At 59.4% G+C, this 14,531-nt stretch carries 17 protein-coding genes; 8 read left to right on the top strand and 9 right to left on the bottom strand.

What is annotated here, in order from left to right; genetic code table 11:
- Positions 1–15: 15 nt before the first annotated feature.
- The 3 genes from G359_RS14115 (at position 16) to G359_RS14125 (ending at position 1,419) form a co-directional block, all read left to right on the top strand.
- Positions 16–243 carry a hypothetical protein gene (locus G359_RS14115; RefSeq protein WP_045836646.1) on the top strand — a complete coding sequence of 76 codons (228 nt, stop codon included), beginning with the start codon at positions 16–18 and terminating at the stop codon, positions 241–243.
- A 96-nt stretch (positions 244–339) separates the two neighbouring features.
- Entirely contained in the window at positions 340–894 is a 555-nt protein-coding gene (locus G359_RS14120) for a hypothetical protein (protein WP_045836647.1), read from the top strand.
- A 66-nt stretch (positions 895–960) separates the two neighbouring features.
- On the top strand, positions 961–1,419 hold the full coding sequence (locus tag G359_RS14125; protein ID WP_045836648.1) for an FKBP-type peptidyl-prolyl cis-trans isomerase: 459 nt from the start codon (positions 961–963) through the stop codon (positions 1,417–1,419).
- Between the two features lie 207 nt (positions 1,420–1,626).
- On the opposite strand, the gene G359_RS14130 is transcribed toward G359_RS14125, so the two are convergent.
- The 3 genes from G359_RS14130 to G359_RS14140 all read right to left on the bottom strand — a co-directional run bounded on the left by G359_RS14130 (position 1,627) and on the right by G359_RS14140 (position 3,158).
- Positions 1,627–2,412, bottom strand: coding sequence for a glycosyltransferase family 2 protein (locus tag G359_RS14130; protein ID WP_045836649.1), 786 nt, complete (start codon positions 2,410–2,412; stop codon positions 1,627–1,629).
- A gap of 138 nt (positions 2,413–2,550) precedes the next feature.
- On the bottom strand, positions 2,551–2,820 hold the full coding sequence (locus G359_RS14135; RefSeq protein WP_045836650.1) for a hypothetical protein: 270 nt from the start codon (positions 2,818–2,820) through the stop codon (positions 2,551–2,553).
- 23 nt (positions 2,821–2,843) lie between these two features.
- The gene (locus tag G359_RS14140; RefSeq protein WP_045836651.1) at positions 2,844–3,158 is read right to left on the bottom strand and encodes a hypothetical protein; all 315 of its coding nucleotides are present in this window, start codon (positions 3,156–3,158) and stop codon (positions 2,844–2,846) included.
- A 721-nt stretch (positions 3,159–3,879) separates the two neighbouring features.
- On the opposite strand from G359_RS14140, the gene G359_RS14150 reads away from it, so the two are divergent.
- Positions 3,880–4,731 (top strand): DUF2147 domain-containing protein, encoded by an 852-nt coding sequence (locus G359_RS14150; protein WP_045836653.1) that lies wholly within the window; start codon positions 3,880–3,882, stop codon positions 4,729–4,731.
- A gap of 148 nt (positions 4,732–4,879) precedes the next feature.
- Here the strand turns inward: G359_RS14150 and pqqA are convergent, their stop codons facing one another.
- Entirely contained in the window at positions 4,880–4,969 is a 90-nt protein-coding gene (gene pqqA, locus G359_RS14155; RefSeq protein WP_015598411.1) for a pyrroloquinoline quinone precursor peptide PqqA, read from the bottom strand.
- Positions 4,970–5,163: 194 nt separating this feature from the next.
- Here pqqA and G359_RS14160 point away from each other — a divergent pair, with 194 nt between their 5' ends.
- Together G359_RS14160 and grxD are read left to right on the top strand one after the other, a co-directional pair.
- Positions 5,164–5,400 carry a BolA/IbaG family iron-sulfur metabolism protein gene (locus G359_RS14160; RefSeq protein WP_045836654.1) on the top strand — a complete coding sequence of 79 codons (237 nt, stop codon included), beginning with the start codon at positions 5,164–5,166 and terminating at the stop codon, positions 5,398–5,400.
- A gap of 85 nt (positions 5,401–5,485) precedes the next feature.
- Positions 5,486–5,830, top strand: a complete 345-nt coding sequence (grxD, locus tag G359_RS14165; protein WP_045836655.1) for a Grx4 family monothiol glutaredoxin — start codon at positions 5,486–5,488, stop codon at positions 5,828–5,830.
- 51 nt (positions 5,831–5,881) lie between these two features.
- Here the strand turns inward: grxD and G359_RS14170 are convergent, their stop codons facing one another.
- The gene (locus G359_RS14170; RefSeq protein WP_045836656.1) at positions 5,882–6,988 is read right to left on the bottom strand and encodes a DmpA family aminopeptidase; all 1,107 of its coding nucleotides are present in this window, start codon (positions 6,986–6,988) and stop codon (positions 5,882–5,884) included.
- A 105-nt stretch (positions 6,989–7,093) separates the two neighbouring features.
- Here G359_RS14170 and G359_RS14175 point away from each other — a divergent pair, with 105 nt between their 5' ends.
- Both G359_RS14175 and G359_RS14180 read left to right on the top strand, forming a co-directional pair.
- Positions 7,094–8,248: a paraquat-inducible protein A gene (locus G359_RS14175; RefSeq protein WP_245280040.1), complete on the top strand. Its 1,155-nt coding sequence runs from the start codon at positions 7,094–7,096 to the stop codon at positions 8,246–8,248.
- A gap of 115 nt (positions 8,249–8,363) precedes the next feature.
- A complete protein-coding gene (locus G359_RS14180; RefSeq protein WP_045836657.1) occupies positions 8,364–9,005 on the top strand; it encodes a glutathione S-transferase family protein in 642 nt (213 codons plus the stop codon).
- A gap of 508 nt (positions 9,006–9,513) precedes the next feature.
- On the opposite strand, the gene G359_RS14185 is transcribed toward G359_RS14180, so the two are convergent.
- From G359_RS14185 to G359_RS20975, 4 genes are all read right to left on the bottom strand, one after another.
- Positions 9,514–11,232: an MFS transporter gene (locus G359_RS14185; protein WP_045836658.1), complete on the bottom strand. Its 1,719-nt coding sequence runs from the start codon at positions 11,230–11,232 to the stop codon at positions 9,514–9,516.
- A 198-nt stretch (positions 11,233–11,430) separates the two neighbouring features.
- On the bottom strand, positions 11,431–12,048 hold the full coding sequence (gene rpsD, locus G359_RS14190) for a 30S ribosomal protein S4 (RefSeq protein ID WP_045836659.1): 618 nt from the start codon (positions 12,046–12,048) through the stop codon (positions 11,431–11,433).
- A 214-nt stretch (positions 12,049–12,262) separates the two neighbouring features.
- Positions 12,263–12,898, bottom strand: coding sequence for a hypothetical protein (locus G359_RS14195; protein ID WP_045838033.1), 636 nt, complete (start codon positions 12,896–12,898; stop codon positions 12,263–12,265).
- Positions 12,899–13,042: 144 nt separating this feature from the next.
- The gene (locus G359_RS20975) at positions 13,043–14,323 is read right to left on the bottom strand and encodes an RNA methyltransferase (protein WP_082073096.1); all 1,281 of its coding nucleotides are present in this window, start codon (positions 14,321–14,323) and stop codon (positions 13,043–13,045) included.
- Positions 14,324–14,531 lie beyond the last annotated feature (208 nt).

Below are 14,531 nucleotides of genomic sequence, written 5' to 3' on the forward strand. Positions count from 1 at the left end.
GAAAGGGCCTCCTCAATGGCGAGCGAAAGCGTTCCCCAACCCGAGCAGGAACTGAGCGAGATCAAAGGCGCGCTCGACGTCCTTTTCACCTTGCGCGAAGAATTGGCCACCTGGGTCGAGGAAGCGCAGAACGAGGACCGCAAGGAAGAACTCGACAACGTCTACCAGCATGTCCTGGCGATCGAGTCGGAATATCACCGCCGGCTCGAGGCAATCCTGAATAAGTCCAAGCCACCGGTTTAGCGCCCAACGTTCAGCACCCGATGTCTCGAGAGCGGCGCACGAAGCGTTTCTTCCGAAGCTGATGAGTGCGTGAGAAATATCTGCTGAGGACAGCGAATGTCGATCGTAGATGCGAACTATCGCTTTATCGCGGCCGCCCAAGAGGCAAACGCACGCATCTCCCAACGGCAGCAGGCGCTTGCTTTGTACGTGACGATGACGCTCTCCTTGATCGCGGCAATGGTCGCGCTCTCGCACCCGGGCACCGATCAACCCAACTCGAGCGCCCTGCCATGGCTGCTGCTCGGATTTCCGCTTGCATCGCTGTGCCTTCTGTTTCTCAACTTCAAGTCGGAAGCTGCACTCACGAACATTCGCCGATTTCTGTCCGAACTCGAACAACTGGGCAGCGCTCATGAACGTCTGCCGAGCTTCAACACGGATGCGCGATGGGTGAACTCAGCAAACAGAGCCCGCCGCTATCACGATTTCGCATCTGCAGCTCTAACAGCGGGCGCACATGCGATCGCGATTGCCGTCGCCATTAAAACGAATCCAAGCCATCCCTACGTTGCGGGCCTTGCGGCAACGACGGCCGTCACAGGCGCGTTTCTGACTGCAGCGCTTCTGATGGTGCCTCGCTGGCGTTACCAGCCACTTGCGCGGCCATGAACGTCAGTATTCGCCGCCGCTATCGATAAGCGCATGACGCGCTCGGCTCAGGAATAGGGAGACCCAATGCGACTTTCACGCTTCGCGACAATCGCCAGTCTTGCTGTTGTGCTTGCCGCAGCCATCGCTTTCCAAGCCGTCAATCCAGCAATCGCTGAACCACAAGGATCACAAATGACCACCACACCATCCGGCCTCCAGATCATCGACACCGTCGTCGGCACCGGCGCCACGCCCGAGACCGGCCAGATCTGCGTGATGCACTACACGGGCTGGCTCTATAAGGACGGCGAAAAGGGCGCGAAGTTCGATTCCTCTCTGGATCGCGGTCAGCCGTTCGAGTTCCCCATCGGAACGGGGCGCGTCATCAAGGGTTGGGACGAAGGCGTCGCGTCGATGAAGGTCGGCGGCAAGCGCACACTCATCATTCCGGCCGCCTTGGGATACGGCGCACGCGGCGCAGGCGGCGTCATCCCGCCGAACGCCACGCTGATGTTCGATGTCGAATTGCTCGGCGTGAAATAGCCTCATCGGCAAAACTGACGAAGCAGGCTCACGACTCGTCATCCTCGGCCGAACGCAGCGAAGCTGCGGCGATGGCCGGGGATCCAGCGTAAGAGTCGTCGAAGACGCAACATCGAGCCTTCGGCGCATGTAACGCTGGATCCCGAACAGTCTCGCGATGCTCGACCGTCCGAGGATGACGGATGTGCCCGAACAAGCGGCACAGGATCAAGCCGGCGCGAGCTGCCCGTATCCTTGGTAGCTCGCGAACTTCGCGATCACCGGGGTCAGATCCTTGCATCGCGGCCGATGATGGCGATCGATGTTGCCCAAGTATTTTTCGCGCGTAACCGTGTTGGGATGTTCAGCACCATGAGTCCGGATTTCCTCGGGACTCATCTTGGTTTTGATCTGAAGCTTTCGCGCGATTCCTTCCTCGTTGAGAACGGAATATCCGTAATAGAAAATCGCCAAGTCATCGAGCGTCGGACGCTGATACCAGTGCCGTCCGCCGCGCTCAGGATAGCGCTGCCCGAAATTGTGAAGACTGCGGCTCGCTCTGAGGCCGAGATTTAATTTCCTGAAAGCCTCGCTGTCATCCTCGTAATAACCGAAGGTCGCCTGCTCGTGCAGCGGACGTCCATACGACGGCGGCGGACCGTTCATCGGATCGACGAAAACGTAATTGCCAATGAAATGCCGCGTCGGCGCGATGATTTTGTCGAGCTGCTGGAAATTGCCGTAGAGAAATTCGGTGACGTTGAGCGCCATGCGCCACGAGCGGCACGTCCTTTCATAATCCTCGACTTCACGATCGATGCAGGCGCTGTCGAAATACGCGTTTCGCGTCGTGTGAATTTCCCAGTCGGGACAGAACTTCTTGATCAGTTCACGGCTTCCGTCTGTGGAATTGTAGTCGATCATGATGCCGTGGTCGAAGACGCGCCGATGGTGATCGAGCCACCACGGCAGCATGTATTCCTCATTAAAAAAATGGCAGATGACCGTCCGCATTCTGCACCCCGCAATGAAGCGCCTTCGCGAGCCCGCCTCGCTTCACTCGCTCCAATGACGATTTGACTGCGGATTCTAAGTTGATTCGCTGATGTCCCAAAGTTGCGATCACTCAGCGGCGCAAAAACCGAGACCAAATTAAGCGGCTCGCCGTCGTCCTTTCAGGCGATAACGGTAGATCAATCCGGGCAGAACAATGAATTCGCCGGTCTTCAACGCGTCCGGATCGAACTTCCCGTCACTGCGGCGCGGCGCAACACCGGCGTAGTCCAAGAGGCGACCAAACTCGTCGCGAACGAATTCCGAGAAATTCCGTCCATCGAGCCTGCCGATGATGGGTCCCTCGAACGTTGTGTTCTGAAGAATGGAATATTCGAGAACCTGCGCGCGGCGTTTATTGTCGAGCATGTGAGATCGGCCTCCCCCCGAAGTTATTTCTTGCCGCTGAGCTCCGCTGGCGGCGCACCCTTGAAGGGCGACGCGGCATGTCGAGACAGCTCGTCAAAACAGGCGAGCCGCTCCGTCCCCGATTCGATCGACGCGCAATCGCGGAGTTCCGATGGCCCGGATGTTCGATTGCTGCTGGCAACCAAGATGATGCCTGTGCCCGCGAGAAGCGCGATCAGCACCGCGAAGATCAGCGCAGTCTGTCTGTCATTGCGCTCCTTCTCCTTCTCGAATGCCTCCGCTTCGAGATCGACGCGTTTGAGAAAATCGGAGTGCTTGGGAAAGTCATTCGGCATCATCACTGCTCTCCAACACGTAACGAGCAAACGTAACTTAGGGAGAAGCACATAAGAATTCGACGGTGCCGCACGCGCAAAGATATAAGCGTCCCATAAACACGGGGCTCGAGATGACGAAGTTCCCAATCCCTGACAGGAATTAACGACAGAGATGATGATCCGATGATCGGATAGGAAAACGATCGTCCGCACTCTTCTCAAATTTGAGGAAAGCGACGCACATGCTTCCCTCCTATTCGACGGCAATATCGGCGTTCCAAAACCTGAATTCGGCTTCTTCATCGGAGCAACCGTCGACCAGACCCGAAGTTCTCCGCCAATCTTTCATCACCACTGTCGTTATGCCGCTGTCTCCCGCGAGCGCGAACGATCAAGCCGCGACAAACACCACCGCTGCCAGACATGGGTTCAGCATCGAAACATCTTCTGTTTTGAGAGACTTAATCTCGCCCGAGCGCGAGATCGGAGGCGCATCGCACGCGCAGTGCGACCGGACGACGCTTCAACGGGCGCCAGTATTTTTCGATCCCGCACAATCCGTTACGATGTAGCTTCAAGCATTATCTTGAGCCTGCCGAAAGTCTCGTGCAGGAAGTCAAAAAAACCAGGAGCATCTGCTCCGAAACGGGCTGTGCCCTCTGGAACATCGCTTCCAGACGGCTTGATGCACAAAACCCCCAGAGATGGAACAAACCTGATCTTTCACCGAAGGGATCGTCTCATGCGCAGAGTGAAGTATATCGCATCGGCGTTCGTCGCCCTGTTAGCACCCGCCGTTTTGCAGAGCGCATCGGCAGCTGGTGATCCAACCGGTATTTGGATAAACGACACCGGTCGCGGCGCAGTCGAGATCAAGCAATGCGGCAACGCCCTTTGCGGCAACGTCGTCTGGGTGAAATCGGAATCGGACGCAGGCGGATGCGGCAAGCAGATCATCGGCGATGTCGCCCCGGCGGGCGACGGCCGCTGGGATAACGGTTGGATCTATTCACCCGAGCGCGGACGCAAATACGATGTCGAGCTGACACCCCTCGCGAACGGCGACCTCAAAGTCGTCGGTTACGCTGGCATCAAATTTTTGTCGAAGACGATGATCTGGAAGCCGGCGCCGCAGGATCTGCAGCTCTGCGGTCAGTCGGATGCAAAGGTCGATGCGCCCGCAGCCAAGAAGCCCGATGCCGTAACAGCCGCTCTTGTCGCGCCGCCTCAGCCTGCTGCTTCGAAACCGGCCTCCTCCAGCATCCCGCCCGCGGCGACGAAGGATGCGAACACGGAACCGGCGAGCCAAGCTCCTGCCGCAGACGCGCAAGCTCCTGCCGCAGACACGAAGGTGGACGAGAAGAAAGCCGATGAAGCGAAAACGCCCGCACCGGCGTCACCAGCTTCGACCGACGCCGCGAAGAACGACAACAACGCCAACGAAGGCAAAGCCGAAGGCAATGACATCGCCGGCCAGCTCGGCAAGATCAAGATTGGCGATTTGCAATTGGACAAGGTTCTGACGCGAACCAAATCCGGCAAGTGCAAGCTCGATCTACCCTGGGTCAAGGTCACTATCGATTGCGAGCAGTAAAGCTCGCATCAGCCGAGGCGTTCCCCCCTCCTCGGCTCGTGAAACACCCGCTGCATACCCCGCAGCGGGTGTTTTCTTTTCATGCACAAAAAAAACACGACGGCAGATTTCCTGCCGCCGTGCTTGAATTCAAATCGGAAGTATCGACTTAGATGAGGTCGATCTCAGCCGGAAGGTACGACGTAACTTCGAGGCCAACTTCCTGCTCGCGAACTGCGGGCTTGGTCCAGGTCTTCATGGTGTCCTCCATTAGACTTCGAGAACTTGACGTCCTCAATGCAGTTAAACATAGCTATCCGCCTTGATAACGTCCAATCGCAATCGCGTGACAATTCGATAAGTTTGGCTGATCGCGGGTCTTGCCCTACCTGATCGACCCGGGCAAAAGTCTAGATCCCCAAACGCCCCTTCTCAGACCTGGAGTTCACGAAAATGCCCATGCCAGCGGCCGACATCGAACGGATGATAAAAGCCCGCTTTCCGGACGCCCAAATCGTGCTCAAGGATCTGGCTGGCGATAACGACCACTGGGCCGCCCACGTCGTCTCGGCGGCCTTCAAGGGCAAAAGCCGCGTCCAGCAGCACCAGATGGTCTATGACGCCCTGGGCGGCAACATGGGCGGCGTATTGCATGCCCTGCAGCTTACGACCGCGCTGCCGCCGGATTGACTAACGGGCCGGTCTCGCCCACATCTCGAATAAGTGAAGCGGGTGCGCCGTCCGGGCTGCTCCGCACCAATAAAGGAACCTCAGAATGGCTGCTGATCCGGTCCACGACTCGATCGCCAAAACGATCGCCGACAATGACGTCGTATTGTTCATGAAGGGCACAAAGCAGTTCCCGCAGTGCGGCTTCTCGGCGACAGCCGTGAAGATCCTCGAGCACCTCGGCGTGCCGTTCAAGGATGTGAACGTGCTCGAAGATCAGGGTGTTCGCGAAGGCATCAAGACGTTCTCGAACTGGCCGACGATCCCGCAGCTTTACGTCAAGGGCGAATTTGTCGGCGGTTGCGATATCATGCGTGAAATGTATTCCGCAGGTGAACTGCACGATCTCGTCTGCGCGAAGGGCATTCCCCACTCGCACCAGCACGCCTGAGGCGTTCTGCGGGAAACCGCGTCCGACGACACGATCAAAGCGCTCGCTGCTTCATTGAAGCGCGAGCGCTTTTAGTTTTTGCACATCGATCGCCTCGACGACCCGGCCGTGTTTGCCAGTCGTCGTCTCCGCCGCGAGCATCGCGTTCAGCACGGCTTCTTCAACACCCTCGACGACGGCGAGATAAAGCGCGTCGAGATCGTCGTTGCTGACGGCCGTGAACGACAGCGCCGGAGGCTCCGGCAACGGACCCGGATCGTTAGCCGTCGAGAACGCCAGAAAGATATCGCCCGAACTATTACCGGACGGCGTCCCGCCCCGGCCGATGCCGATGGAGGCCCGCCGCGCGAGACGCTCGAGTTGGCCCGGCAGCAGCGGCGCATCGGTTGCGATGATGACGATGATCGAACCCCGCTCCACGGTATGGCAGCGCCGTCCCGGCAACGCGTCGCCGACAGGCTTGCCGCAGACGGTCAGCCACGGCCGGATGCCGTGATTGGCCTGAACGAGCACGCCAACAGTATGCTCTCCAAGACGCGTCGCCGCCCGCCGTGAGGCAGTCCCTGTGCCACCTTTGAATTCATACGCGATCATCCCCGTGCCGCCCCCGACGCAGCCCTCGGCGACAGGCCCCGAACGGGCGCCATCGATTGCGGCCAATACGTGCTCTTCGCTGACGTGAAAGGCTGCGATGTCGCTGAGATAACCGTCGTAGGTCTCGGCCGCGACGGGAAGCGCCCAGAGATCCTCCCCAAGCGAAAGAAATCGCTTCGCCATCCATTTCAGCGTCGCATGATGTGCAAGGCCGACCGAAAACGTGTTGGTGATCGTGATCGGCCCGGTGAACCAGCCGGCATCGCGAATCCAATGCGCGCCCGTCATTTCGCCGTTGCCGTTCATCGAGAAAACGCCCGCCCAAACGGGATGCAGGAGGTCTCCCTCCGCGCGCGGCAGGATCGCGGTGACACCCGTATGAACGGACCCGCCGTCGTTGCGCAGCGTCGTGAACCCGACCGTCACGCCCTCGACATCGGTGATGGCGTTGAGCGGCCCCGGTACGCCCGGCATCGGCAGACCAAGCCCGCGTGCTCTAGGCTTGCCGTCAGGCGCGTACCCAACAGGATCGAAGGCCTCGGACGAACGATCTTTGCCGGTCATGAACTTTCCTCTTCCTCACAACAATCATTCGTACCGCGTCTGCACTGATCCAGCTTGACCGGCCGCTGTCTCAATTTTGCCGAACGGAAGTGCTGCCTCGCGAGGATGGCGAAAGGGCTTGCCCTGGTCGCGAAGAGGAGCCCGAAAGTGCAGGTCATGTGGCTGAGCGGCAGGCGCTTCTTTCTATCGCTGACCATCTTGACCGCCAGCGTCTGCCTCGCCCTCGGCATAACGATGCCGATCCTGAAGCTCACGACCTTCACGTTCTGGACGACGGAGCATTCCCTCCTTTCGACCGTCAGCGTGCTGCTGCACGATGGCCAGACGTTCCTCGGCATGATCGTGCTCGTCTTCTCGATCCTGCTGCCGGTGACGAAGCTTCTCTACCTGCTGCTCGTCTCGACTTTGCCGCCGGCTGAAATTGTCCGCCATCAAGGCCGGCTGCGCGCGCTCGAATGGCTCGGTAAATGGTCGATGCACGACGTCCTGGTGCTGGCGCTGACGATCTTCTTCATCAAGAGCCAGGGCGTCTACGATGCCTCGAGCCTCAACGGCGTCTACTTCTTCACGGCCGCCGTCATGCTGATGATCCTGTCGTACGCGTGGATACGAACCGACGGAATGGCCGCCGCGCCAGATCTCGTCCCCGTGCTGCCTCAGCCCGACGTCGGCCAAGCGACCCGCACCTCCGGCTGGCGCAACTTCGCGCTGAGCTTCCTGATCATTCTCGCGACCGTCTTTTTCGCGCTCGGCCTGATCCTGCCGACGATCCGCTTCACGACGGTTTATGTCTGGACGAACGAGCATTCGATCCTGACGATCATGTATGCGCTCTTCGAGAACCAGGAGTATTTTCTCTGCGCCGTCGTCTTCGCGGTGTCCGTGTTCTTCCCATTCCTGAAGCTCTTTTATCTGCTGACGCTGATCACGGCGCACGACATGCCTGACGACTTCCGCAGGAAATCGTTCGCGACGATGGAATGGATCGGCCGCTATTCCATGACCGATGTCATGGTGCTGGCTCTGATGATCTTCTACGTCAATTCGTCGGGCTACACGGAAGCGCGCGTGCTGCCCGGCGTCTATTTCTTCGCAGCCTCGGCCCTGATGACGATCCTCGCCTACGGCTGGGCCAACGCCGAGCCGCCCCCCACGCGCCGCCGCAAGAGGAGACCAGAAGGCGGCGGTCCAGCAATCGCACCGAGCCCCGGCGTCTCCATCGCGCGCCCCGTCCGCCGCCAATGGGGGAAGGCTATCTGAGCAGATCATTCGTTATCTTGGAACGAACGAGCCTGCTCTAGCGATGCCTCCCGCAATCCCTCTATATCATTGCCGCCCGCGTGACGGGTGGATCGATGAGCGAGCAAAGCAAGCGATGCTGAAAGTTTGGGGACGCAGAAATTCGTTGAACGTCCAAAAAGTCCTGTGGCTCATTGGAGAATTGGATCTCCCGCATGAGCACATCCCGGCGGGCGGCGCCTTCGGCAAACTCGACACGCCTGAATACCTGAAAGTGAACCCGCACGGACGCATTCCCCTGATCGAGGACGAGGGACATGGCGTATGGGAATCTCACGCGATTCTTCGCTACCTGGCGGCGCGCTACGGCAAAGACCGCTTCTGGTCGGACGATGCCTTTGAACGCTCCAATTACGAGCGCTGGATGGATTGGTCAGAGACGACTTTGCAGCCGGCTTTCCTCAACGATGTGTTCTGGGCCTTCTATCGCACGCCGGAAGCGGAAAGAGACTGGTCCATCATCAATCGCGGCATCGAGCAGTCTGCGAAGCATTTGCAGCTTCTCGATCGCTGGCTGGACGGAAAAGAGTACATGCTCGGCGAGAGCTTGAGCCTCGCCGACATCACGACGGGCGCCATTCTCTTCCGCTATTACAATATCGAAATCGAGCGCCCGAGCCTTCCAAACGTCGAAGCCTGGTATGAACGGCTGAAGGGCCGCCCTGCTTACCGCGAACACGTCATGGTGCCGTTCAACGATCTCTACGGCAAACGCTGAACCGAACCTCGTCAAACCTCGGCCACTACGACCACCAACGTCATCCCGGCGAAGGCCGGGATCCAGCCAAACATCAACACAACGAGTGCAGATCGTTGCCTGGATGCCGACCTCCATCGGCATGACGGTGGTGGTGGTCGGTGATTGCCTCACCACTTGTCATCCCGGCCGCAGCGAAGCGGAGAGCCGGGACCCAGGACCGCGACCAAGATGGGTCCCGGGTCTCGCAAGATGGCTCGCCCGGGATGACAACTGTGTTTGCATGCTCGGCTCGTCCAATCGATCAATCGATCGTCATCCTCGGCCGAGCGCAGCGAAGCTGCGTCGATGGCCGGGGATCCAGCGTAAGAGTCGTCGAAGACGCAAAATCGAGCCTTCGGCGCATTTTACGCTGGATCCCCGAACAGTCTCGCGATGCTCGACCGTTCGAGGATGACGGAAGTGCAAAACAGAAAAGGCCGCCAGCGAGGCGGCCTTTCAGCGAGCTTTGGGCTAACCCGAAGCGTCGTCAGATCGTATGGATGTCGCGATCCTTCGTTTCCGGAATGAACAGGAAGCCGATCACGGCCGTCGCCGCTGCGACCACGATCGGGTACCAGAGGCCGTAGTAGATGTCTCCTGTCGCGGCCACCATCGCGAAAGCGGTGGCGGGCAGGAGGCCGCCGAACCAGCCATTGCCGATGTGATAAGGCAATGACATCGACGTGTAGCGAATCTTTGTCGGGAAGAGTTCGACCAGCGCTGCCGCGATAGGCCCGTAGACCATGGTGACATAGAGCACCAGGATGAACAGGATACCGATGACAGTGCCAGCTTGATGGTTGAAGATGTCGAAAGGATTGGACAACTTCACGATGCTTGCATCGCCTGCCTTCGGATAGCCGGCTTCGGTGATCGCCTGACTTCCGACCGTGATCTTGTCCTTCGGATCGCCAACGGCCTTCTCAAGATCGGCGGCAGCAATTTCTTTGCCCGCAATCACAACCTTGGCCGGCTGACCAGCCGGTCCGGCCTCGGTCGTGTACTTGACCGACGCCTTGGAGAGCCAGTCGCGAGCCTTGTCGCAAGCGGTCGTATATTTGCGTGTGCCGACCGGGTTGAACAGCGAGCCGCATTCGGCTGGATCGGCCACGACCTTCACCTGCACCGTCTCGATCGCATGGGCAAGCGCCGGATTGGCCGTCTCGGCAAGGAGCTTGAAAAGCGGGAAGTAGGTGAGAGCGGCGATCAGGCAGCCCGCGAGGATGACTGGCTTGCGGCCGATCTTGTCCGACAGCCACCCGAAGAACACGAAGAAAAGCGTGCCGAGCAATAGCGACCACGCGATTAGGAGGTTCGCGGTGTAGCCGTCGACCTTGAGGATGCTCTGCAGGAAGAACAGCGCGTAGAATTGGCCTGTGTACCAGACGACGCCCTGGCCGGCGACGAGGCCAAGCAGTGCTAAGAGAACGTACTTGTTGTTGGGATAGTGGAAGAAGCTTTCGGTCAGCGGCGCCTTCGAGCCTTTGCCCTCCTCCTTCATCCGCCTGAAGGCCGGCGATTCCGACAGCGACAGACGGATCCAGACCGAGATCCCGAGCAAAACGATCGAGACGAGGAACGGAATGCGCCAGCCCCATTCCTTGAATGCATCTTCGCCGACGATGGTACGGACCGCGAGGATGACAATGAGCGACAGGAATAGGCCGAGCGTCGCCGTAGTCTGGATCCAGCTCGTATACAAGCCGCGCCGTCCCGTCGGAGCGTGCTCGGCCACATAGGTCGCCGCGCCGCCGTACTCGCCGCCGAGCGCCAGGCCCTGCAGCAGACGAAGCGCTATCAGAATGATCGGCGCCGCGATGCCGATCGACGTTGCACTCGGCAACAGGCCGACGACGAAGGTCGACAGGCCCATGATCAGGATCGTTACGAGAAAGGTGTTTTTCCGCCCGACGAGATCGCCAATTCGTCCGAAGATGATGGCGCCGAATGGCCGGACGATGAAGCCCGCAGCGAACGCGAGCAGAGCGAAGATGTTGCGCGTCGATTCATTGTAGATGAAGTTGCCCGCCGGATCTTTCAGCGAGAAGAACTGCGCAGCGATGATGGTCGCAAGCGAGCCATAAAGGTAGAAGTCGTACCACTCGAAAACCGTGCCGAGCGAAGACGCGAAAATGACTTTTCGTTCCGCCCTGGTAATGCCCGGAGTCTGTGGATCGGCGAGAGTTCCTGTTTCGGCGACAGCCATATGCGTTTCCCCCCAAGAGCAACGTTCTTATGAACGCAACTCTACGCACTCAGCTCAACGAGAGCGAATGACCGTTATTCATATGGAAATGACGAACTGAGCTATGCGCACTAGGGTTTTGATTGCGCAACGCAACAAAAAGGCCGGCGACGAAGCACCGGCCAATTGCAGAAATCGAAGCTTTTTTCTGTCGCGCGATTAGCGCGAGTAGAATTCGACCACCAGGTTCGGTTCCATCTGAACCGGATAGGGCACGTCGCTCAAAGCCGGAATGCGGGTGAGCGAAGCCGTCAACTTGTTATGATCGACGTTGATGTAGTCGGGCAGATCGCGCTCGGCGCTCTTGATGGCTTCGAGAACGAGAGCCAGCTGCTTCGCCTTCTCACGAACCTCGACAACGTCGCCGACCTTGAGACGATAGCTCGGGATCGTTACGCGGCGGCCGTTGACCGTCACGTGGCCGTGGCTGACGAACTGACGAGCAGCAAACACCGTCGGCACAAACTTGGCGCGGTAGACGAGCGCGTCGAGGCGGCGCTCCAGAAGACCGATCAAGTGCTCAGACGTCGAACCCTTGAGGCGCGAAGCTTCGTCGTAAGCCGCACGGAACTGACGCTCCGAAATCGATGCGTAATAACCTTTGAGCTTCTGCTTGGCCTTGAGCTGCTGACCGAAGTCGGAAAGCTTGCCCGAGCGGCGCTCGCCGTGCTGGCCGGGACGGCTCTCGCGGCGGTTGAGCGGGCTCTTGGGACGGCCCCAGATGTTCTCGCCGAGACGGCGATCAATCTTATGCTTGGCGCGAACGCGCTTAGTCATCTTCTAGCACTCCATGAGTTATGGCACGGCTCGATTGAACCGTGACTGTTGGAGCGCCCCCTCCTCATCCCCCATTATTGAGGGCCGACAGGCATGGACCTTCGACAGTCCCGCCACGGGTGCGCAGAAATCAAACGCGGGCCCGAAAGGACCCGCGAAAGAGTGTGTGGGTGATACCGGCGTCCGGCCGCCTCGTCAACGGCCTATCTGTCGCTTATTTCTTATCGATCGTCGTTTCCGTGACCGAAGTCGACCCGGTTGCAACCGGTGCTCCCGCTGCCGGCGGCGGCTGAGTTGCAGCGAAATTGGGCGGCGGGCTGGCGGCCACGTAAGCCGCAATCATTTCCTTAACCTTCTTGCGCTGCTCATCCGAGCACGTCTGCGCCGGCGATTTCTTTTCGTCGACGACGACTTCCTTGTCGCCTTCCTTCTCGACGAGCTTGATACGGCCGGTCAGAAGCATGACGGTCGTGAGGTGCAACTGGCTGATGTAGACCAGGTTTTGCTGGGTCCACTTCTTCTTGGCCTCTTCCCGGCGCATCATGGCGCGGTGGTTCAGCACCTGATCGTCGCGGAGATCACAGATCTGGGCATGCGCGGAAAGCCGCCCGGCCTTGATCACATCGCGCGCTACATCGAGCGGAACCTCGACTTCCGACTTTTTGGTCTTGTCGATTACAATCACCGAGCCGTCTGGCTTGGAGAACTGCTGCGGCGTGAGCGACCAAGCATACTCCATAAACGATCTCACCGCGTGCTCGCTGAGCTCCTGCGCGCCGGCGGGTACTGCAGTACCCATAACCGACAGCGCCATCACGCCTGCCAACACGACCCCCGCCCTCGTATTCATCCACATCTCCGGTTGAGCCTCTTTGACTTTCTTTATTAGTGAATGCGAAACCCAGGCGCGGCCCTTGCAGCAGCCACGTTGCACAATGCCAGTAGCCTCTCGAATTGGCATCGCTCGGCCCAAAACTTGGCCATATGAAGGCACTTACTCTCCCCCTTTTCGGGCCCTTCCTTTGCCCTGTGAGAGCGTGGCAACTATACCACGTAGGGTGCGGACTTCCTGCTCCGTCGCACCGAGTCTCGTCAAGAGTGTACGCAGGTTTTGCGACACGACTGATCGGCGATGGGCTGGATTGAAGAATCCGTTGGCTTCCAACTCGCGTTCCAAATGTTCAAAGAGTCCAAGGAGTTCCTCTTTGTTGGCCGGACGATCCCGGCCCATGTAGAGCCCTTCGGTCAGAGGCTTCTCGTAGGTTGTAACCCGGCCAAGACTTCGCCCAGCGTCACTCCGCATCCATTCGTATCCCGTAAGCAGCACTGCCTGCGCCAGGTTGAGAGAAGCGAAACGAGAATTTACTGGAATCATGATGAACGCGTCCGCGACCGCGACCTCGTTGGTCTCGAGCCCGTTGCGCTCGCGCCCGAACAGCACCCCGCACCGCTCGCCCCGGCCAATGCGCTTGCGCATTTCGACGATGGCCTGCTCGGGCGTTAGCACGGGCTTGCGAAGATCCCGCTGCCGCGCCGTCGTCGCCCCGACCCAGTTCAGATCCGCGATGCTCTCTTCGAGCGTGCCGTACGCCTGCGCGTCATCGATGATGTAGTTTGCGCCGGACGCTGCAATGCGCGCCTTTTCGTTCGGCCAGCCATCGCGCGGACTGACGAGACGCAGATCGTCGAGCCCAAAATTCGCGCAGGCCCGCGCCACCATGCCGATGTTGTCCGCGAGTTGTGGCTCCATCAAAATGATGGACGGCGTCTCGCCCTCGCCCGCAACGGGCTCGCCGCGCATGTGCGCCCGCCGCAAGCCGTGGCGCAGCTTGCGAATAACGCGGCGCGCCCAGAACCAATAATTTTCGCCCGACCACTGCTTCGCCAGCGTTTCGAGGCACGGCGTCGTCACCGTCTCGGTGCCTTCGCCCTTGAGACGAACGCGGCCGTCGCCAACGATCACTTCCTTCTTGCTGAGGATGAACTGATCGAGCGTTTCGATCCCCTGAGCTTCCGTCCGCCGTTTGCAGCCAGGACATGACACGTTGTCCTCGACGCACTTGAGCCCCGCGCAATACTGCAAAACAGGCTCGAGCGTCTCCCGGTCGAGACCCGGAATGGCGAGCGCCGCGAGCCCCTGATCGATCGAAGCGGAATGGCACGCATGCACGATCTCAGCGACCGCCGTATCCCGCGGCCCCGTCACCGGCACGCCCCGATCGATGCGGATCTCGGGCGCAGCCTCGCTTTTCGTTGTGTCGGTCTCGACGTTCAATGCGCCTCCGCGCGTCTCTAGTGCCAGCCTTGCTCCGGCAGGGCTCGTTTCTGGCGTACAATTAGGCGGGATCTTGCCCAACATCCACGCTTCTTTTGTTCTCTCGGAACTTGAACAACTCCGAGATCTGCCGCACGACTGCGGCGAAGGTTCACTTCGTCGGCAGCGAGCCTGCCGTTATGGTTTAATCGTTAAGCTTCCATTCCTC

Source organism: Hyphomicrobium sp. 99 (genome assembly GCF_000384335.2).
Lineage (GTDB): Bacteria > Pseudomonadota > Alphaproteobacteria > Rhizobiales > Hyphomicrobiaceae > Hyphomicrobium_B.